The 18,537-nt window shown below is 72.0% G+C and carries 17 protein-coding genes and 2 tRNA genes; 6 read left to right on the forward strand and 13 right to left on the reverse strand.

Annotation, left to right across the window (positions count from 1 at the left end; all coding sequences use genetic code 11):
• Positions 1-27: 27 nt before the first annotated feature.
• Both hisN and PV341_RS20025 read left to right on the forward strand, forming a co-directional pair.
• On the forward strand, positions 28-825 hold the full coding sequence (hisN, locus tag PV341_RS20020) for an FIG domain-containing protein (protein WP_499513856.1): 798 nt from the start codon (positions 28-30) through the stop codon (positions 823-825).
• Between the two features lie 142 nt (positions 826-967).
• Positions 968-1,357 carry a CBS domain-containing protein gene (locus PV341_RS20025; RefSeq protein ID WP_500327911.1) on the forward strand — a complete coding sequence of 130 codons (390 nt, stop codon included), beginning with the start codon at positions 968-970 and terminating at the stop codon, positions 1,355-1,357.
• 77 nt (positions 1,358-1,434) lie between these two features.
• On the opposite strand, the gene PV341_RS20030 is transcribed toward PV341_RS20025, so the two are convergent.
• Positions 1,435-2,895 carry a catalase gene (locus tag PV341_RS20030; protein WP_500358595.1) on the reverse strand — a complete coding sequence of 487 codons (1,461 nt, stop codon included), beginning with the start codon at positions 2,893-2,895 and terminating at the stop codon, positions 1,435-1,437.
• Between the two features lie 156 nt (positions 2,896-3,051).
• On the opposite strand from PV341_RS20030, the gene PV341_RS20035 reads away from it, so the two are divergent.
• Positions 3,052-3,462 carry a Fur family transcriptional regulator gene (locus PV341_RS20035; protein ID WP_500358597.1) on the forward strand — a complete coding sequence of 137 codons (411 nt, stop codon included), beginning with the start codon at positions 3,052-3,054 and terminating at the stop codon, positions 3,460-3,462.
• Here the strand turns inward: PV341_RS20035 and PV341_RS20040 are convergent.
• From PV341_RS20040 to PV341_RS20060, 5 genes are all read right to left on the reverse strand, one after another.
• Entirely contained in the window at positions 3,432-4,691 is a 1,260-nt protein-coding gene (locus PV341_RS20040) for a hypothetical protein (RefSeq protein ID WP_500327914.1), read from the reverse strand. The genes PV341_RS20035 and PV341_RS20040 overlap by 31 nt on opposite strands.
• A 205-nt stretch (positions 4,692-4,896) precedes the next feature.
• A tRNA-Met gene (locus tag PV341_RS20045) sits at positions 4,897-4,970 on the reverse strand.
• Positions 4,971-5,021: 51 nt separating this feature from the next.
• Positions 5,022-6,746 carry a tetratricopeptide repeat protein gene (locus PV341_RS20050; RefSeq protein ID WP_500328044.1) on the reverse strand — a complete coding sequence of 575 codons (1,725 nt, stop codon included), beginning with the start codon at positions 6,744-6,746 and terminating at the stop codon, positions 5,022-5,024.
• A gap of 338 nt (positions 6,747-7,084) precedes the next feature.
• Positions 7,085-7,158 (reverse strand) — tRNA-Met (locus PV341_RS20055).
• A 39-nt stretch (positions 7,159-7,197) separates the two neighbouring features.
• A complete protein-coding gene (locus tag PV341_RS20060) occupies positions 7,198-10,059 on the reverse strand; it encodes a UPF0182 family membrane protein (protein ID WP_500328045.1) in 2,862 nt (953 codons plus the stop codon).
• 146 nt (positions 10,060-10,205) lie between these two features.
• On the opposite strand from PV341_RS20060, the gene PV341_RS20065 reads away from it, so the two are divergent.
• Positions 10,206-10,760, forward strand: a complete 555-nt coding sequence (locus tag PV341_RS20065; protein WP_499513849.1) for a PPA1309 family protein — start codon at positions 10,206-10,208, stop codon at positions 10,758-10,760.
• A 58-nt stretch (positions 10,761-10,818) separates the two neighbouring features.
• On the opposite strand, the gene PV341_RS20070 is transcribed toward PV341_RS20065, so the two are convergent.
• From PV341_RS20070 to PV341_RS20085, 4 genes are all read right to left on the reverse strand, one after another.
• Positions 10,819-11,886 carry a YlbL family protein gene (locus PV341_RS20070; RefSeq protein ID WP_500358598.1) on the reverse strand — a complete coding sequence of 356 codons (1,068 nt, stop codon included), beginning with the start codon at positions 11,884-11,886 and terminating at the stop codon, positions 10,819-10,821.
• Between the two features lie 44 nt (positions 11,887-11,930).
• Positions 11,931-12,098 (reverse strand): hypothetical protein, encoded by a 168-nt coding sequence (locus PV341_RS20075; RefSeq protein WP_500327916.1) that lies wholly within the window; start codon positions 12,096-12,098, stop codon positions 11,931-11,933.
• A gap of 145 nt (positions 12,099-12,243) precedes the next feature.
• Positions 12,244-12,702 (reverse strand): molybdenum cofactor biosynthesis protein MoaE, encoded by a 459-nt coding sequence (locus PV341_RS20080; RefSeq protein WP_500327918.1) that lies wholly within the window; start codon positions 12,700-12,702, stop codon positions 12,244-12,246.
• 59 nt (positions 12,703-12,761) lie between these two features.
• Positions 12,762-13,865 (reverse strand): SDR family oxidoreductase, encoded by a 1,104-nt coding sequence (locus tag PV341_RS20085; protein WP_500327920.1) that lies wholly within the window; start codon positions 13,863-13,865, stop codon positions 12,762-12,764.
• A gap of 128 nt (positions 13,866-13,993) precedes the next feature.
• On the opposite strand from PV341_RS20085, the gene PV341_RS20090 reads away from it, so the two are divergent.
• Both PV341_RS20090 and PV341_RS20095 read left to right on the forward strand, forming a co-directional pair.
• Positions 13,994-15,448 carry a zinc-dependent metalloprotease gene (locus tag PV341_RS20090; RefSeq protein WP_500327922.1) on the forward strand — a complete coding sequence of 485 codons (1,455 nt, stop codon included), beginning with the start codon at positions 13,994-13,996 and terminating at the stop codon, positions 15,446-15,448.
• Positions 15,445-15,972 carry an NUDIX hydrolase gene (locus tag PV341_RS20095; protein WP_500327924.1) on the forward strand — a complete coding sequence of 176 codons (528 nt, stop codon included), beginning with the start codon at positions 15,445-15,447 and terminating at the stop codon, positions 15,970-15,972. The genes PV341_RS20090 and PV341_RS20095 overlap by 4 nt, the downstream gene beginning before the upstream one ends.
• A gap of 33 nt (positions 15,973-16,005) precedes the next feature.
• Here the strand turns inward: PV341_RS20095 and PV341_RS20100 are convergent, their stop codons facing one another.
• The 3 genes from PV341_RS20100 to PV341_RS20110 form a co-directional block, all read right to left on the reverse strand.
• Positions 16,006-16,767 carry an AIM24 family protein gene (locus PV341_RS20100; RefSeq protein ID WP_500327925.1) on the reverse strand — a complete coding sequence of 254 codons (762 nt, stop codon included), beginning with the start codon at positions 16,765-16,767 and terminating at the stop codon, positions 16,006-16,008.
• 16 nt (positions 16,768-16,783) lie between these two features.
• Positions 16,784-17,467, reverse strand: a complete 684-nt coding sequence (locus PV341_RS20105) for an AIM24 family protein (protein WP_500358600.1) — start codon at positions 17,465-17,467, stop codon at positions 16,784-16,786.
• 12 nt (positions 17,468-17,479) lie between these two features.
• Positions 17,480-18,537: AIM24 family protein (locus PV341_RS20110; RefSeq protein ID WP_500358601.1), on the reverse strand; the 1,058-nt coding region annotated here is incomplete at its 5' end.

The raw sequence follows: 18,537 nt of genomic DNA on the forward strand, positions 1-18,537 counted from the left end.
CCTGCCGCGATCGATACTGTTCGCTCCATGCCGGACTTCAACGACGATCTGCGCCTGGCGCACATCCTTGCCGACGCCGCCGACGCCGCCACCATGGAGCGCTTCAAGTCCCTGGACCTCAAGGTCGAGACCAAGCCCGACATGACGCCGGTCAGCGAGGCGGACAAGCGCGCCGAGGAACTGATCCGCAGTCAGCTCGGGCGGGCCAGGCCGCGCGACGCCGTGCTCGGCGAGGAGTACGGCACGGAGGGCAGCGGTCCGCGCCGCTGGATCGTCGACCCGATCGACGGCACCAAGAACTACGTCCGCGGGGTGCCCGTGTGGGCCACCCTGATCGCGCTCATGGTGCGGGGGGAGCGGGGCGACGAGGGCGTGGTCGGCATGGTGTCCGCGCCCGCCCTGGGGCGCCGCTGGTGGGCGGTGAAGGGTGGCGGGGCGTACACCGGGCGCAGCCTGTCCTCGGCCACGCGGCTGCGGGTGTCGCAGGTCAGCCGGCTGGCGGACGCCTCCTTCGCGTACTCCTCGCTGAGCGGCTGGGAGGAGCAGGGCCGCCTGGACGGCTTCCTCGACCTGACCCGGTCCTGCTGGCGGACGCGCGCCTACGGTGACTTCTGGCCCTACATGATGGTCGCCGAGGGCGCCGTGGACATCTGCGCCGAGCCCGAACTGAGCCTGTGGGACATGGCGGCGAACGAGGTGATCGTGCGCGAGGCCGGAGGGCGCTTCACCAGCCTGGACGGGACCGCGGGACCGTACGGCGGGAACGCGGCGGCGTCCAACGGGCTGCTGCACGAGGACATGCTCGACTTCCTGAACCGCCCGTAATCGACCGACCCCTCACACTACCGATCACCCTCCGCGCGCCCCTTGCTGCGGACCGCGGCGCATGTGAACATGAGAATGCGTGAGCTTGTGCATTTGTGAAACGGTTCTCAAGACGGCCACGACGCAGCCCGAGGGGTATCCCATGCTCGTACGCGACGCCATGAGCACGGTCGTTCTCACGGTCGGTCCCGCCCACACCCTCCGCCAGGCCGCCCGGCTGATGTCCGCCCGACGGGTGGGCGCGGCGGTGGTACTCGATCCCGACACCTGCGGTCTCGGCATCCTGACCGAGCGCGACATCCTCAACGCCATCGGTGCGGGGCTCGACCCCGACCTCGAACTCGCCGCCGCCCACACCACCACCGACGTGGTCTTCGCCGCGCCCCAGTGGACCCTCGAAGAGGCGGCCGCCGCGATGGTACGCGGCGGCTTCCGGCACCTGGTGGTGCTGGACGACCGCAACCCGGTCGGCATGGTCTCCGTACGCGACATCGTGCGCTGCTGGCAGCCTGCGCGCGCCCTGGCCGGCTGACGGCCCGGACATGGATCGGAGGGGACCGGGTGCCTGGACGCACCCGGTCCCCTCCGGGTCTGTGGGACGGACGCCCGTCAGCCGCGCAGGGCTTGGACGGCGGCCTCCAGCCGCTTGCCGAACTCCTCGTCGGCACGGCGGAAGTTGCCGATCGCGCGCTCGGCGATGTCGTCGCGCGACACCTTGGCGATGAATCCGGAGAGGTTGGCGACCAGGCGCTCCTTCTCCTCCTCCGACATCAGCCGGTAGAGGTTGCCGGCCTGCACGAAGTCGTCGTCCTCGGCGTGCGAAGGCGCCTCGTGGTTGCCGGCGTACCCGGCGACCGCGGTGGCCGACCACAGGGGACGGCCGGTCTGCGCCGGGCCGCCGAAGCTGTTCGGCTCGTAGTTCCTGGCCCCGCCGTGGCGGCCGTCGTAGAGCGCGCCGTCGCGCCCGTGGGTGCGCGCCTCGGTCGCGTGCGGGCGGTTCACCGGCAGGTGGTCGGCGTTGATGCCGACGCGGTAGCGGTGGGCGTCGCCGTAGGCGAAGAGCCGGCCCTGCAGCATCTTGTCCGGGGACGGGCCGATGCCGGGCACGAAGTGCGCCGGGGAGAAGATCGACTGCTCGACCTCGGCGAAGATGTTCTGCGGGTTGCGGTTGAGTTCCAGCCTGCCGATCTCGATCGGCGGGTAGTCCTCGTGCGGCCACACCTTGGTGAGGTCGAACGGGTTGAAGCGGTAGGCCGCCGCCTCGGCCGCGGGCATGATCTGCACCTGCACGGTCCAGCTCGGGAACTCGCCGCGCTCGATGGCCTCGCGCAGGTCGCGCTGGTGGGAGTCCGGGTCCTCACCGGCGAGCCGGTTGGCCTCCTCCTGGGTGAGGTTCTGGATGCCCTGGTCGGTCTTGAAGTGGTACTTGACCCAGAAGACCTCGCCGGCCTCGTTGTTCCACTGGTAGGTGTGCGAGCCGTAGCCGTTCATGTGGCGGTAGCTCGCCGGGATGCCGCGGTCACCGAACAGCCAGGTCACCTGGTGCGTCGACTCGGGTGACAGCCCCCAGAAGTCCCAGACGTTGTCCGCCTCCTGGGAGCCGGTGTACGGGTCGCGCTTCTGGGTGTGGATGAAGTCGGGGAACTTGATGGCGTCCTTGATGAAGAACACCGGGGTGTTGTTGCCGACGAGGTCGTAATTGCCCTCCTCGGTGTAGAACTTCAGCGCCCAGCCGCGCGGGTCGCGCACCGCGTCCGCCGCGCCCAGGTTGCCGGCGACGGTGGAGAACCGCAGGAAGGTCTCGGTCTGCTTGCCGACCTCGGAGAGGAACTTCGCCCGCGTGTACTTCGTCACGTCGGCGGTCACCGTGAAGGTGCCGTAGGCGCCGGCGCCACGGGCGTGCACCACGCGCTCCGGGATGCGCTCGCGGTTGAAGTGGGCGAGCTTCTCCAGCAGCTGCTGGTCCTGGACCAGGACCGGTCCCCCGGGGCCCGCGGTCTCGCTGTTCTGGTTGTCCGCGACCGGGGCGCCCGCCTCCGTGGTCAGCGGGCCGGTCTCCTGAACCGTCACGTGCTTCTCCCTGGGTTGGTGCTGTGCCGTGGCTTACGCCGGAAGCGATCCTACGATAGACAGAGTCCAAGTCAAGAAGAGCCCCAAACTCGTACCCGGTCGGAACACGGACTGTCACTGTTAAGCTGTTGCCATCCCACTGATAGGTGAAATGGAATGAGTGACCTGCTGGAACGACTGCGCGGCCGCGGATGGCGCATGACCGCGCAGCGGCGCGTCGTGGCCGAGGTCCTGGACGGCGACCACGTCCACCTGACCGCCGACGAGGTGCACGCCCGCGCGGCGGCGCGACTGCCCGAGATCTCCCGCGCGACCGTCTACAACACCCTGGGCGAACTGGTGTCGCTCGGCGAGGTCATAGAGGTCGCCACCGACGGCCGCGCCAAGCGCTACGACCCCAACGCCCACCGCCCGCACCAGCACCTGGTGTGCTCCAGCTGCGGCACCGTCCGGGACGTCCACCCGCACGGCAACCCGCTGGCGGACCTGCCCGACGCGGAGCGTTTCGGGTTCACCGTCTCCCAGGTCGACGTCACCTACCGGGGCCTGTGCCCCGCCTGCGCCTGACGCTGCGCGGCCCGCCGCACACGTTCCGCGGCCTTGCGCACCCCCGGCTCCGGCCGGGTGCGGCCCACCCACACCGTCTCCACCGGCACCTGGCCGGCGACCTTGGAGAGCGCCTCGAAGGCCTCCCTGGCCACCCCGGGGTCCGGATCCACGGCCAACGGCGCCAGCTGCCGCAGCAGCCCCTCCCGCGGGACGAGCCGTCCCGCCGCGCGCACCGCGGCACGGCGCACCACGGGCGGCCACGGAGTGCGCACCTCACGGGCCAGCCGCAGCAGCAGCGGCGCGTCCGAGGCGTCCCCGCACTCCCCCAGCCCCGTCACCAGCCCGGCCACCAGCCGCGGCGGGCTCTGCGGGCCGCAGCGCAACAGCTGCCTGCGGTACGCCAGCGCCGGGGGCTCTCCCCTGCTGTACAGCCGCCAGCGGGCCTGGGCGCGGACGATCCGCGCCGGGTCGGCCAGCGGCGCGGTCAGCCGGGCCGCCGGCACGTCGTCCGGCAGCGCCGCGACCGCCAGCTCCCGCACGGCCGCCGAGCGGGCCCACAGCAGCCGCCCCGCCTGGTCCGGGTCCATCTGCAGCAGCCGCTCGGCGCACAGTCTGCGGCACACCTGGTCCGGGTCGCGCAGCGCCGTGCGCACCAGGTCCCCGCGGACGAACTCGCCGAGTTCCAGGGCCAGCTCGACCCCGAAGCGCCGGGTCAGCGGGTCCGTGTCGGCGGCCAGCGCACGCACCGCCCGCCGGGCCTCGGGCGCCGCCAGCACCCCGCGGTACGCCTCGGGGGTGTGCCTCGCCCGGCTCCGTCCGCGCAGCCTCAGCAGCAGCCGTACGGCCGCGGCGGCCTCGTCCGGGGCGGTACGGCGCAGCAGCGCCTCCAGCGCCCGGTCGCGGACCTGGTCGACCCAGTCCGCCGTCCGCAGCGCGAGGGCGGAGGCCACCAGCGGCCCGCCGTGCACCGCCAGCTCCTCCACGGCGGCCTGCCGGATGCGGCCGTCCCGGTCCATCGCGGCCAGCAACAGGCGCAGCGGTTCACTCTCGCCGGGCGCCGGGGGCGTGCCCTCCTGCACCCGGGCGGCACGGTCCAGCAGCAGCCACAGCCGGGGCGGCGCCGCGGCCAGCGCCTTGAGGGCCGCCGCCCGGTCGTAGGCGGCCTCCTCGTCGTCGGCGGCGCTGCGCAGCTCGCGCAGCAGGCCCTCCACCTCCGCGGCCGCGCACAGCCGACCCCACCGCGTCACATCCCTGAGTTCCGTCGGCCGCCGCTTACGCCGCCTGCGCAGCAACCCCGCCTCCTCGCGCCGCCTGAGGGCCTGTCCTCAGGATCGCGCGCCGGCGCCGGCGGGCCCAGGATCGTCGGCACCCTTTTGCCCGAACCATGCCTGGCCTGTACCCAACGCATACGAGAAAGGCCCGGAAGCCATGGCTTCCGGGCCCTCTCTTCAGTAGCGGGGACAGGATTTGAACCTGCGACCTCTGGGTTATGAGCCCAGCGAGCTACCGAGCTGCTCCACCCCGCGTCGTTGTGTCTTTAGACTACCCTCCCGGCGCTGAGCAGCGCAAATCGCTTCTCACGCGGACAGCTCGTGCTCCAGGGCGTCGGTCAGCCGGGCGGCCCGCTCGGCCACCTCGGCGGGGCCACACTCCACCGCGCGGGCGCACCACGCCTGGGCGTCCGCGAGCTGTCCGTGCCGTGCGGCCAGCAGCGCCAGCCGCAGCGCGGCGCGTCCGTGGCCCGCGTCCGCGGCACGCGTCCACCACAGGGCGGCCTCCGGCTCCGCGCCCTCGCGGGCGAGGAGCAGCCCGAGGTTGAAGGCACCGTTGCGACTGCCGCCCTCGGCGGCCTCCCGGTACCAGTGGGCGGCGTCCACGACGTCCCCGCGCTTGGCGGCGCACATGCCGAGCCGCACCTGGGCACGGCGGTGCCCCTGGCCTGCGGCGCGGGCGTACCACTCCTCGGCCTCGCCCTCGGCCTCCTGCGTGCCCTGCCCGTCCAGCAGCGCGCCGAGCCGGAAGGCGCCCTCCGGGCTGCCGCCGCCCGCCGCGCAGCGCAGGTGGCGCTCGGCGCCGTGCGCGTCGCCCTCCTTCTGCAAGGCGATGGCCACCTGGAGCGCGGCCTCGCCGTGGCCGCTGGCCGCGGCGCGCTCGTACCAGCGCCGCGCGGTGGCGTCGTCGCCCCGCCCGGCGTACAGGATGCCGAGGTTGAAGGCGGCGTCGACGCTGCCCGCCTCCGCCGCCTTGGAGAACCAGGGCTCGGCGCCCGCCGCGTCGCCGCGCTGCAGCAGGAGCACGGCGAGCGCGTTGGCCGCCTCGCGGTGCCCGGTGTAGGCGGCCTTGCGGTACCACTGCTCGGCCTGGGCCGTGCGGCCCTGACCGGCGCAGAGCAGACCGAGGTTGAAGGCGCCGTTGATGTCCCCCGCCTCGAGCGCGGCCCGGTACCACCGCTCGGCGGTCTGGGTCTCGCCCTCCTGGGCGTGCAGCGCGCCCAGGGCGTTCGCGGCGTTGCCGTCGCCGGCGTTGGCGGCACGCCGCCACCAGGTGGCGGCCCCGTCGACGTCGCCGGCGTCGCGCAGCAGGAAGCCGAGGGCGCAGGCGGCGCGCGGCTCCCCGTCGCGGGCGGCGGTCAGGTACCAGCGCTTGGCCTCCTCGAACTCGCCGCGCTCCTCCAGGAGCGTGCCGAGGCGCAGGGCGGCCCTGCGGTGCCGGCGGGCGGCGGCCTGCCGGTACCACTGCTCGGCCTCGCGCTCCTCGCCGCGCTCGGCGCAGATGCCGGCGAGCCGGTAGGCGGCCTCGCGGTGGCCGTGCTCGGCGGCGGCGTGGAACCAGCGCTCGGCGCCGACGTCACGCCGGTGGTCCAGGAGGTCGGCCAGCGCGTACGCGCCCAGGGTGTGCCCGGACTCGGCGGCCTGGCGCAGCCAGTACTCGGCGCCGGGCTCGTCGCCGCGCTCGCGGAAGTGCCGGCCGAGCGCGTGCGCGGCCGCGGCGGAACCGGCGACCGCCGCGATGCGCCACCATGCGGCGGCCTCGTCGGCGTAGCCGCGCTGGTGCAGCAGCAGGCCCAGGTTGTTGGCGGCCGGGCGGTCCCCTCCGGCGGCGGCGCCGCGCAGATGGGGCTCGGCGCCCTCGAGGTCGCCGCGGCGCAGCAGCAGGGTGCCCAGGACGCTCATGGCCCCGATGTCGCCGTGCTCGGCGGCCCGCCGGTGGCGCGCCTCGAGTTCGGCCTCCTCGCGGGCCTCCAGGGTCTCCTCGTCCGGGAGGTCGGACTCGATGAGGCGCTCCTCGTCGAGACCGCCCATCCGCGGAGCGGGCAGCAGGTCGGCGACGGCCGGCACCAGCGCGGCCCCGGCCGCGGGCACGGTCGTCCGCCCCGTGGACCCGGGATCCCGGATCTGACGAGTCTTCAGCAGCCTTGCACCATCCCCCATGAGGTCCATCGTCGCATCACCCGTACCCGCAGTACACCTGGTATGCGGCAAACCTGCAGAGTTCAGCCGATCCCAGTTGGTCACTTCGTAGGTCACTACAGCGTTTTGTCGACTTCCCGACATGATGCCAACCGAAACCTCTGCGGTACCAGTTCCCCCCTACAAGTGAAAGGGCCCGGAGTCTATTGACTCCGGGCCCTCTCCAACAGTAGCGGGGACAGGATTTGAACCTGCGACCTCTGGGTTATGAGCCCAGCGAGCTACCGAGCTGCTCCACCCCGCGTCGGTGGAACAACAGTACCACGACGCGGGGTGGGCCCCGTCAGCCCTGCCTGCCCGCCTGCTGCTCGGCCTCCTGGGCCCGCTTCAGCGCGTCGGCGAGATCCTTCTGCGCCTGGCCGTACGCGCCCCAGTCGCCCTCCTTGAGCGCCTTCTGGCCCGCGTCGTACGCCTGCTGGGCGTCCTCCAGGGCCTGGGCGACCGTCGGATTGCCGGAGGCCGGCGGCTGGGTGCCCCCGCCCGTCTCCGGTGGCGTCTCGGGCGTGCCGCCGTCCGAGCCGAACACCGCGTCGAGCGCCTGCGCGAGCGTGTCCTCGAACTCGGTCTGGCCGCCGTAGCTCACCAGCACCTTCTTCAGCAGCGGGTAGTTGGTGCCCGCGCCGCGGACGTAGACCGGCTCGACGTACAGCAGCCCGCCGTCGAGGGGCACGGTCAGCAGGTTGCCGTACTCGACCTCCGAGTCACCGCCCTTGAGCAGCCTGATCTTCTCCGCCACGTCGGGGTCGGAGTTGAACTGGCTCTGCACCTGCTGCGGTCCGGACACCGTGGTGTTCGACGGCAGCTTCAGCACCCTGATCGCGCCGTACTCCGGACTCTTCGCGTCCGCGTCGACCGCCATGAAGGCGCTGAGGTTCTCGCGCTTGTTCGGCGTGAAGGTCGTCGTGAGCGAGAACGCCTGGTCGTTCTGGCCGGGCATCTTCAGGCTCAGGTAGTACGGCGGCACCGACTTGCCGGTCTTGGCGGCGGGGTCGTTGGGCACCGCCCACACCTCACTGCCGCTGTAGAAGGTCGACGCCTTGGTGACGTGGTAGCGCGTCAGCAGCTCGCGCTGCACCTTGAACAGGTCCTGCGGGTAGCGCAGATGCGCCATCAGCGCGTCGTCGATCGCCGTCTTGGGCTCGACCGTGTCCGGGAAGGCCTTCATCCAGGTCTTCAGCACCGGGTCCTCGGTGTCCCACTGGTAGAGCGTGACCTTGCCGCTGTACGCGTCGACGGTCGCCTTCACCGAGTTGCGGATGTAGTTGACCTGGTTCTGCTGCGCCAGCACGGCGCGCTGCCCGTCGGTCAGCGAGTCCGCCGTGGTGTCGCCCAGCGTCGTGCGCGACGAGTACGGGTAGCCGTTGCTCGTCGTGTAGGCGTCGACGATCCACACGATCCGGCCGTCGACGACCGCCGGGTAGGAGTCGCCGTCGATCGTCAGCCAGGGCGCGACCGCCTCGACCCGCTCCTTGGGCATGCGGTTGTACAGGATCTGCGAGTCGTCGCCGACGGCGCCGGAGTAGAAGATCTGCGGCTCCCCGAAGGACACCGCGTAGGCGAGCCTGGTCACCGGGTTCTTCAGGCCGACGCCGCTCTTGGCGGTGTACGTGTACGGCTTCTCGCCGCTGTCGTCGGTGTAGTCGATCTCCGGCGTGGTCTTGTCGCCGACGATCGACCACTGCTTGGTCTGCTCGCCGTAGTAGATCCGCTGCTGGTACGTCCCGAGGTCGCCCTTGGTCGGCAGGTTGTACTCAGTGAAGTCCGGCTCGCCGCTGGCGGTCGTGGTGGTGCCCTTGGCCGCCACCATGCCGTAGCCGTGCGTGTACTTGAAGTGGTCGTTGATCCAGCTGTGCTGCGGGATGCCCTCAAGGTTCAGCTCCCGCAGGCCCACCACGGTGTCCTGCTCCTTGCCGTCGATCGTGTAGCGGTCGACGTCGAGCGTGGACGGGAACGCGTAGTAGCCGCGCACCTTCTGCAGTTGCTGGTAGGTCGGCGAGACCACGTTCGGGTCCAGCAGGCGGATGGACGCCGCCGTGTCGGCGTCGCTGCGCAGCTTCTCCTTGCCGTCACCGCTCGTGCCCGAGTAGTCCGTCACGTCGGCGTGGTCGATGCCGTACGCCTCACGCGTGGCGTCGATGTTCTTCTGGATGTACGGCTGCTCCTTGGCGGCCTCGTTCGGCTGCACCTGGAACTTCTGCACGATCGCCGGGTACAGGCCGCCGATCAGGATCGCCGACAGCACCATCAGGCCGAAGCCGATCAGCGGCAGCGACCAGGTGCGCCGCCACAGGGTGGCGAAGAACAGCAGCGCGCAGATGATGGCGATGGCGAACAGGATCGTCTTGGCCGGCAGGTAGGCGTTGGCGTCCACGTAGCGCAGGCCCGTCCAGTCGCCCGACCTGAGGTTGCCGGACTTCACCGCCAGCGAGTAGCGGTCCAGCCAGTACGCGACGGCCTTCAAGGTGACGAACAGGCCCAGCAGCACCGACAGGTGCCCGGTCGCCGCCGCCGTCGCCCGGCCGCCCGGGGAGGTGAGCCGCAGGCCCCCGTACAGGTAGTGCACCAGCGCCGCCGCCAGCAGCGACAGCACGACCGCCGCGAAGCCGAAGCTCAGCAGGAAGCGGTACCAGGGCAGGTCGAAGGCGTAGAAGGAGATGTCCACGTGGAACTGCGGGTCCTTGGTGCCGAACGACGTGGAGTTCGTCCACAGCAGCCATGTGCGCCACTGGCTGGAGGCGGAGGCTCCGGCGATCAGCCCCACGAGCGCGCAGACGGTGAGCAGCACCCACTTCTTGTAGGGGGCGATGCCCATCCGGTAGCGGTCGAGGCTCTGCTGCTCCATCGACATCGCGCTGAGCGGCGGCCGGAGCCGGTGCGCGAGGTACACGTTGACGCCGACGGCCGCGGCCATCAGCAGACCGAAGACGAAGAACAGGCCGATCTTGGTCCACAGGGTGGTGGTGAAGACCGAGGAATAGTGGACGGAGCGGTACCAGAGCCAGTCGGTCCAGAAACCCGAGAACATGACGAAGGCCATGGCCAGCACGGCCAGGACGCCCAGGGTCATGAGCAGTGTCCGGGCTCGCCGCGACGGGCGGCCCACTCTGATCCGCGGCCCGTGCGGACCCCCGCCGCGGTCCGGCATCTGGAATACCAAGGTGCGCACCTCGAAGTGTCGGTCTCCGTCGGACGCCCTACCGGCGCCCACTGATGCAACTTACTCAGCGTTTACTCAGTTCCCCAAGGCTCCCGATTGGGGATGCGGGTCACAGAACAGGCAGGATGATGAGCATGTCCAACAACACGTCCGAGGGTGCGCCGCTCACCGCGAACCCGCTCACCCGTGCCGTCCTGGAAATCGACGACTACGCGTCCGGCCTCGGCTGGGACCAGCCCGCCCGGCTCTTCGCCCTCGTCGACACCGCGGCGCTGCGCGTACAGGAGCCCAAGCTGGCCGAGGAACTCGGCCTCGGAGACGGGGCGGCCGCGGGGCTGACCCCGATCGAGCAGGACGAGCTGCCGCCGGGCGCCGCGCTGGACGAGTTCCTGGCCACCATCGCCTGGCCCGGTGTCGTCAGCGGCTGCGCGCTCACCGTCGAGCGGCTGATGCTGCCGCCGTCCGCGGAGGAGTCCATCCCGCAGGGGCTGGACGACGCCGCGCTGGCCCGCTGGGTCGCCGGGCACCCTGACCGCCAGGAGGTCCGCATGACGGTGGGCGTGCTGCGGGACGGGTCCCGGGAGTCGGCGGTGCGGCTGCGCGAGAAGGACTCCCCCACCGAGGTGCTGACCGGTTCCGCGCTGGTGCCGGGGCTGGCCGACGCCCTGGCGGCGACCTTCGAGGAGTGACGCGGACGGCCCCGGGGAGTTCCCCGGGGCCGTCGGGCCGTACGGATGCGTCCGTCGCTCAGCCCTTCGTGCAGGAGGGCAGGGCCGACGTCTTGCCGTCGCGGATGTCCTTGAGCGCGTCCAGGGCGTCGTCGATGGTCTTCACCTTGACCAGGGTGAGGCCGCTCGGGGTGTCGGTCGCCGCCTCCGCGCAGTTGTCGGCGGGGGTCAGGAAGTACTCGGCGCCCTTCTGCCGCGCGCCGATGGTCTTCATGTCTATGCCGCCGATGGGACCGACCTTGCCCTCGTCGTCGATCGTGCCGGTGCCCGCGACGAACTTGCCGCCGGTGAGGTCCTCCGGGGTGAGCTTGTCGACGATGCCCAGCGCGAACATCAGGCCGGCGCTCGGGCCGCCGACGTCCGCCAGCTTGATGTCGATCTTGAACGGGAAGGTGTGCTCGACGCCGGCCTGGATGCCCACGACCGCCCGGGCATCGCCGTCGTCGTCCGACTTCGCCGTGGTGATGGTCACGTCCTGGGTGGCGTCGCCCTTGGCGCCCTTGGGCACGACGGTGAAGACCACCTTCTGCCCCGGCTGGTGCTTGGTGACCAGCGATGCGACGTCGCCCGCCGCCTTGACCGGCTCGCCGTCCACGGCCTTGATCACGTCTCCGGCGTGCAGCTCGCCCTCGGCCGGGGCGCCCTTGACCACGGCGGAGACGATCACCCGGGAGCCGACGGGTATGCCGAGCTCGTCGAGCGCCGCGACCTTCGCGCTGTCCTGGGACTGCGTGAACTCCTCGGCGTTCTCCTGGTCGGCCTCCTCGGCCGTCTGCCCCTTGGGGTAGAGCGTGTCGTGCTCGACGACCTTCTGGTCGTGCGCCAGCCAGCCGACGACCGCCTCCACCAGGTTCATCGAGTAGTCCGCGCTCGTCACCCGCACCGTGGTCATGTTGAGGTGACCGCTGGTCGGGTACGTCTTGTGCCCCGAGATCTGCAGCACCGGATCCCCGCCGTGCGACCCGAGCGTGTTCACCGTCGGACCCGGCGACATCTCCGCGTACGGCACGGGCCACAGGAGCGCGACACACAGCAGCGCTATCAGGGTCAGGGTCGATGCGAGCAGCGTCGCGGTGCGGCGTGGCATGGAACGACAGTACGGTACGGAACCCGCAGCCGCCCCGTGGGGCCTCAGGCCGGGCCGCCCGATCCGGTGCGCTGCATGGCCTCGCGGAAACGCTCGTAGTCGGCGAGCGAGGCGCCGTCCCCGGTGGACCGCGTACGCGCCGCCCAGCCTCCCCAGACGGCCGCGGCGATCGCGGCGACCAGCGGGATGAGCAACCATGCGAGCGCTGCCACTTCGGCCTCCTGGACGCGCATGCCGATCAAGAACTATGAGCAGACTAATCTTCTGCTGCTACAACGTTCAGAGCGGGTGGCAGGTTACGCAACCGCAGGTGGGCCACTCAGTGGCGAGGCGGGCGGCGACCGCCCTCCCCGCGGGTCAGTGGGCGCAGGCGCCGACCCACTCCTCGGTGCCGTCGGCGAAGGCCTGGTGCTTCCAGATCGGGACCTCGCGCTTGAGGTCGTCGATGAGCCGCCGGCAGGCGGCGAAGGCCTCGGCCCGGTGCGGGCAGGAGACGGCGACGACGACCGCGAGGTCGCCGACGCGCAGGTCGCCCACCCGGTGGACGGCGGCCAGTGCCTTGACCGGGAAGTCCGCGACGACCTTCTCCGCGACCCGGCGCAGTTCGGCCTCCGCGCCCGGGTGAGCCGAGTAGCCGAGCCCGGTCACCTCCGCGTCCGACGGGCCGTCGTGGTCACGGACCATGCCGACGAACAGCGCGGTGCCCCCGGCGGAATCGTGCCCCACGGCGCGGAAGACCTCGTCCACGGACAGCTCCGTGTCCCGGACCGCGATGAGCCGGACGGGTTCGTCGTGCGTCTGTGCCATGCCGCTCATGCTGCCCCATCACCCGCCATGCGGAAACCCCCTTCCGGAGCGAGTTCGCGCGGCGACGCTCAGACACCGCGGCGCTTGCGCGCCCTCCGCACCATCGCCGCCGTGCCGACCAGGGCGACCGTCGCGCCGGCCGCACCGAGCGTGGCCGCGTCCTTGCGGCCCAGGCGCCGCCCGACGACGGAGTTGCGGCCGGAGACCTCCTCCAGCAGGACGGCCAGCACCTCCTCGTTGGTCCACTTCGGCCGCCAGCCCGACTCGTGCAGCCTGCTGCCGCTGACCACCCACGGGTGCATCGTGTACGCCAGGTCCCCCGCCGGGGAGGGGGTGAGCCCCAGCCGGTGCAGCCGGGAGGCCGCGCCGAGCGCCACCGCGGGCGGCAGCTCCATGCGGCGGATGCCCGAGAGCTCCTCGACCTCCTCCTGCTCCAGCCAGCCGTCGCAGCCCACGGTCATCTCGCCGTCCACCTTCTCCAGCGCCGCGTGCTCCAGCGCCGTCACCAGGTCCTCCACGTGGCAGAACTGCCAGCAGGGGCGGCTGCCGCCCACCACCAGCAGCCGCGGCGACTCGAAGTAGCGGGTCAGCGCGGTGTCGGTGCCGCCGACCAGCACGGCCGGACGCAGGACGGTCACGTTGAGTCCGGGGTGCGCGCGGGGGGCGCGCTTGCCCAGCCGCTCGATCTCCAGCAGGTCGCCCACGAAGGACGCCTCCGCGGTCGCGCGCAGCGGGGCGTCCTCGGCGAGCGGGACGTCGTTGTCCGGGTGGGCGCCGTAGACCATGGCCGAGGTGCACAGCACCACGCGCGGCACGCCGGCGGCGGCCGCCGCGGTGAGCACCGTCTGGGTACCGCGCACGTTGAAGGCGCTGCGCGCCTTGGGGTCGGACTCCAGGTCCAGGTCGAGTGCGAGGTGGACGACGACGTCCACGCCGCGCAGCCGCTCGGCGATCGCCGGGTCCCGAACGTCGAGCACCGCCCACTGGGCACCGGGGACGTCGCCGCGGCGCTCGTCGATCGCCACGACTTTCTTGACCTGGTCGGATTCGGCCAGCCGCAGGGCCAGCAGCAGGCCGACACCGGAGGCGGCGCCGGTGACGGCGACCACAGGTCCGGCGGGGGCCCTGCCGCCGCTCCGCTCTGGGCGAACGGTCGGTTCTGGGGAACTCACCAGGTGTCTCCCACGGTTGTCTCTGGTACCGGGTGCGCGGTCCGCAACCGCGGTCCGTACGCAGCCATCCTGCCTGACGGGTGTCTAGGCTGGAGGTACAGCCCACAACACACAGAGCCGAGGAAACCGTGAGCGACATCCCATTCGGATTCGGAGTCCCTCCCGAGGAGCCCGAGGAAGGGGACGACGGCAAGAAGTCCGGCGGTTCCGGCGGCGGCTCCCGGGGACCGGCCAATCCCTTCGGCTACGGCGGCGGGAGTCCCTTCGGCGGCGGCGCCGGCGGGGACAACCCGTTCGCCGCCATGTTCGGTTCGCTGAACCCCAACGACCTGGGCGCGGCCTTCCAGCAGCTGGGTCAGATGCTCTCGTACGAGGGCGGCCCGGTGAACTGGGACATGGCCAAGGACATCGCCCGGCAGACGGTGGCCCAGGGCACCCCGGAGGGCTCGAAGGACGTCAGCGTGGGTCCCGCGGACCGGGCGAAGGTCCAGGAGTCGCTGCGGCTGGCGGACCTGTGGCTCGACGGGGTGACGTCGATGCCCTCCGGCGCCGGCTCGGCCGTGGCGTGGAGCCGGGCCGAATGGGTCGAGGCGACCCTGCCCGTGTGGAAGGAGCTGGTCGACCCGGTCGCCGAGCGCGTCGGGACGGCGATGGGCGACGTGCTGCCCGAGGAGATGCAGGCCATGGCGGGCCCGCTGCTCGGCATGATGCGCTCCATGGGCGGCGCCATGTTCGGCACGCAGATCGGGCAGGCGCTGGGCACGCTCGCCGGTGAGGTCGTGGGCTCGACCGACATCGGCCTGCCGCTCGGCCCGGCCGGCAAGGCCGCGCTGCTCCCCGCCAACGTGGAGGCCTTCGGCGAGGGCCTGAGCGTGCCGCAGGACGAGGTCCGGCTCTACCTGGCGCTCCGCGAGGCGGCGCACCAGCGGCTGTTCGCCCACGTGCCGTGGCTGCGGGCACACCTGTTCGGCGCCGTCGAGGGGTACGCCCGCGGTATCAAGGTGGACACCGCGAAGCTGGAGGACGCGGTCGGCCAGCTCGACCCGTCGAACCCCGAGGCGCTCCAGGACGCCCTGCAGCAGGGCATGTTCCAGCCCGAGGACACCCCGGCGCAGAAGGCGGCGCTGGCCCGTCTGGAGACGGCCCTGGCCCTCGTCGAGGGCTGGGTGGACGCGGTCGTGCACGCGGCCGCCGCCCCGCACCTGCCGTCGGCCGGGGCGCTGCGCGAGACGCTGCGCCGGCGCCGGGCGAGCGGTGGCCCCGCGGAGCAGACCTTCGCCACGCTGATCGGCCTGGAGCTGCGACCCCGCCGGCTGCGGGACGCCTCCCGGCTGTGGGCCTCGCTCACCGACGCGCGCGGCGTCGACGGACGCGACGGGCTGTGGGCCCACCCCGACATGCTGCCGACCGCCGCCGACCTGGACGACCCCGACGGCTTCGTCCACCACGAGCAGCTGGACTTCTCCGAGCTGGACAAGATCCTCGGCGAGGCCGCGGGCGGCCACGGGAAGGACGTCCGGCGCAACGAGGACGAGCACGAGCACGACGGCACCGACGAGGGCAAGGACGACGACGAGAAGTGAGCCTGCACGACGACGCCGTACGCGTCCTGAAGGACTGGTCCGCGCCCGACACGGGGCAGGAGCGGCTCCGGGAGACCTACCTGGCCCACCTGGAGGCGCACCCGGACGGCATGTGGAAGGCCTGCGCCGCGGGACACGTCACGGGCAGCGCCCTGGTGGTGGACCCCGAGCGCGGACGGGTGCTGCTGACCCTGCACAAGAAGCTCGGCATGTGGCTGCAGATGGGCGGGCACTGCGAGCCGGAGGACACCTCGCTGGCCGGGGCCGCGCTGCGTGAGGGCGTCGAGGAGTCGGGCATCCGCGGACTCACCCTGCTGCGTCCCGGGCCGGTCAACCTCGACCGGCACCTGACGCCGTGCGCCTGGCACCTCGACGTGCAGTACGCCGCCGTCGCGCCGCCCGGCGCGGTGGAGGAGATCAGCGAGGAGTCGCTGGACCTGAAGTGGTTCTCCTACGACGAGGTCGCCGACGTCGCGGACGGTTCCGTCCGGACGCTGCTGGCCCGCACCCGCGCGCTGCTCTGAGGCGGCGCGCGGGGCGGGACCGGCCGCGGGAGCTCAGCGGTTGCTGAAGATGTTGCCCTGGTTCATCCCGTGCGCGCCCTGCTGGCCGAAGCCGTACTGGGCGGCGGCGCCACCGCCGAGCTGGGCGTTCTGCGGCGGCATCAGTTCGCTGGGCTGCACCAGGACGTGGCCCTGGCCGAGGAAGTTGAGCTCCCAGCCCTCGCCGGTGTTGCCGCGCCGCCGCCAGACGCCTGAGGAACTGGTCTGCGCCTGCATCTGCACCCGGAGCGAGGACGACCAGGCGACGACCGCGTCGGAGTCGGCCGAGACGTACTTGTCCGGGGTGACCGGCATCAGCAGCGGCTTGCCCGAGGTCATCAGCGCGACCTTGCCGTGCCCCGAGATGTTGAGGTTGTAGGCGCCGCTGCCGGAGATGCCGAACTGGCTGTCGACGGAGATGACCTCCCAGTGCAGCCCGGAGTCGAGCGCCAGCACATAGGCGCCGTCCACGGTCAGGCCCTCCTGGTCCACGTCGACGACGTGGATGTGCTGGGCCAGGTTGGCGAGGTAGACCGTGCCCTGCCCGGAGCAGCGCATCAGCTCCAGGCCCTCCCCGGTGCGGTAGCGGGCGGTGCGCTGGGCGTGGCTCTGGTACTCGCCGTCGAACTCGATCAGGCCCTGGTACGCGACCATGGCGCCCTTGCGGGCCAGGCAGTCGGTGCGGCCGTCGAGCTTGACCCTCAGCAGGTACGGGTTCTGGAGTGCGTACTGGTCCTCGGTCTGGACCTCGGTATAGCCGAAAAGCGGGCTCTGCATGGTGTCTCGCTCCCCCTCAGCCCCGGACTCGGAGGCGGTCGGTGCTGTCCTCACTGGGCTGTACGACGACGAAGCCCTGGCCGGAGAAGCCGATCTGGAAGGCCTCGCCGCTGCCGCGCCCGATGAGGGCCGACGCCTTGAAGCTGCGCTTCGCCTTCGTCTTCAGCCCGCTCGACCAGGCCACGAGGGCGTCCGGGTCGACGTAGGTCTCGTCCTCGCCGCGGCCGCAGTCGACCACGACCGGGGTGCCGCGCGAGGTGATGGCCACCCAGCCGGTGCCCGAGATCCCGACGTTGAACAGACCCTGGCCGGCGAACTTGGCCAGGCCCTTCACCCGCTCCACGCCCCATTGGAGGTGGGCGTCGAAGGCGAGCAGATTGCTGCCGTTGACCGACAGCGCCTCGTTGTTGAGGTAGACGCAGACGACGTCGGCGCCGTAGTCGGCGAGGTAGAGCAGTCCGTCGCCGGAGCACTTCATGATCGGTGCCCCCTCGCCGGTGAGCCACTGCGAGGCCATCTGGCGGACGGCGGGCGGGTTGGGCTCGTACTGGACGAAGCCCTCGTAGGCGACCATCGAACCGGTGCGCGCGAAGAGGTCCTGGCCGCTCTGCATGGCCACCTTCAGCATGCTGCTGCCGTGGTTCTCCATGCGGGCGGTGACCGGTGCCGGGGCGTACCCGGAGGTCAGTGACTGGTCCATGACGGGCTCCCCTCAGACCTCGTACGGCTGGACGATGATGAAGTTGCCGGGGGCGCCCCGGAACTGCAGGTTCACGGTCTCCCCGCTGTGTCCCGGGTAGGCGTTCCTGCGCAGCCGCACCTGGCTGGAGAGCACCACCTGCGAGGCCGCCGACCAGGCGACGATCGCGTTGCTGTCGGCGTAGGTGGTCGGGGTGACCGGCAGCACCACCGGGGTGCCGTGGGTCTTGACCACGACGGTGCCCGTGCCCTGGAACTGCATGGTGAACAGGGCGCCGCCGGGGATGCCGTGACCCTCGATGCGACGCACCTCGTGCTGGAGGGACTCGTCGAAGGCGAGCACGTTCTCGGCGGAGACGCAGATGGCGTCGCCCTGGAGCTCGATGGGGTGCAGGTAGGACGCGTCCTCGGCGAAGAAGACCTGGCCGCGGCCGGTGCAGCGCATCAGCTGCATCTCCTGGCCGGTCATGTTGCCGACGATGCGGCCGGTGAACCCGGCGCCCTTGTAGCCGAATTCGACCTTGCCCTGGTAGAGCACCATGCTGCCCTGACGGGCGAGCACGGGCTGGCCGCCGGCCTGCGAGAGGTCGGCGCGCATCAGCTTCGGGTTCTGCTGGGTCCAGCGCTGGCCGGTGGGCAGCTCGCGGTACTTCTGCATCGCGGCCGCCAGACCGGCGCCCGGGGCCTGCGGGACCTGGCCGGCGTGCGGGGCCTGCGGCGGCTGGCCGAACGCGGGCTGGCCGGGCATGCCCTGACCCGGCATCGGCTGACCGGGGACGGGCTGACCGTAGGAGGGCTGACCGTACGGGGACTGGCCCGGTGCGGGCTGACCGTACGGGGACTGGCCCGGTGCGGGCTGGCCGTACGGGGGCTGGCCCGGTGCGGGCTGGCCGTACGGGGGCTGGCCGTAGGGCGGCTGACCCGGCATCTGGCCGGGGACCTGGCCCGGAGGCGCCTGCGGCGGCGGGACCTGGCCGAACGGTGGCTGGCCCGGGGGCGCCTGCGGCGGGGCCTGCGTCGGCGTGGTCATCGGCGCCACCATGGTGGGGGCGGCGTGCACGGGGGCCGGAG

It is taken from the genome of Streptomyces sp. PA03-1a, assembly GCF_033792805.1.
In the GTDB taxonomy this organism is placed as follows: Bacteria; Actinomycetota; Actinomycetes; order Streptomycetales; family Streptomycetaceae; genus Actinacidiphila.

What these genes read in the sequence shown, in the direction of transcription:
- PV341_RS20025 (WP_500327911.1), top strand. Translation starts at nt 968, where the DNA reads ATGCTCGTACGCGACGCCATGAGCACGGTCGTTCTCACGGTCGGTCCC.
- hisN (WP_499513856.1), top strand. Translation starts at nt 28, where the DNA reads ATGCCGGACTTCAACGACGATCTGCGCCTGGCGCACATCCTTGCCGAC.
- PV341_RS20035 (WP_500358597.1), top strand. Translation starts at nt 3,052, where the DNA reads ATGAGTGACCTGCTGGAACGACTGCGCGGCCGCGGATGGCGCATGACC.
- PV341_RS20100 (WP_500327925.1), bottom strand. Translation starts at nt 16,767, where the DNA reads ATGCAGAGCCCGCTTTTCGGCTATACCGAGGTCCAGACCGAGGACCAG.
- PV341_RS20050 (WP_500328044.1), bottom strand. Translation starts at nt 6,746, where the DNA reads ATGGGCGGTCTCGACGAGGAGCGCCTCATCGAGTCCGACCTCCCGGAC.
- PV341_RS20065 (WP_499513849.1), top strand. Translation starts at nt 10,206, where the DNA reads ATGTCCAACAACACGTCCGAGGGTGCGCCGCTCACCGCGAACCCGCTC.
- PV341_RS20105 (WP_500358600.1), bottom strand. Translation starts at nt 17,467, where the DNA reads ATGGACCAGTCACTGACCTCCGGGTACGCCCCGGCACCGGTCACCGCC.
- PV341_RS20080 (WP_500327918.1), bottom strand. Translation starts at nt 12,702, where the DNA reads ATGAGCGGCATGGCACAGACGCACGACGAACCCGTCCGGCTCATCGCG.
- PV341_RS20060 (WP_500328045.1), bottom strand. Translation starts at nt 10,059, where the DNA reads ATGCCGGACCGCGGCGGGGGTCCGCACGGGCCGCGGATCAGAGTGGGC.
- PV341_RS20070 (WP_500358598.1), bottom strand. Translation starts at nt 11,886, where the DNA reads ATGCCACGCCGCACCGCGACGCTGCTCGCATCGACCCTGACCCTGATA.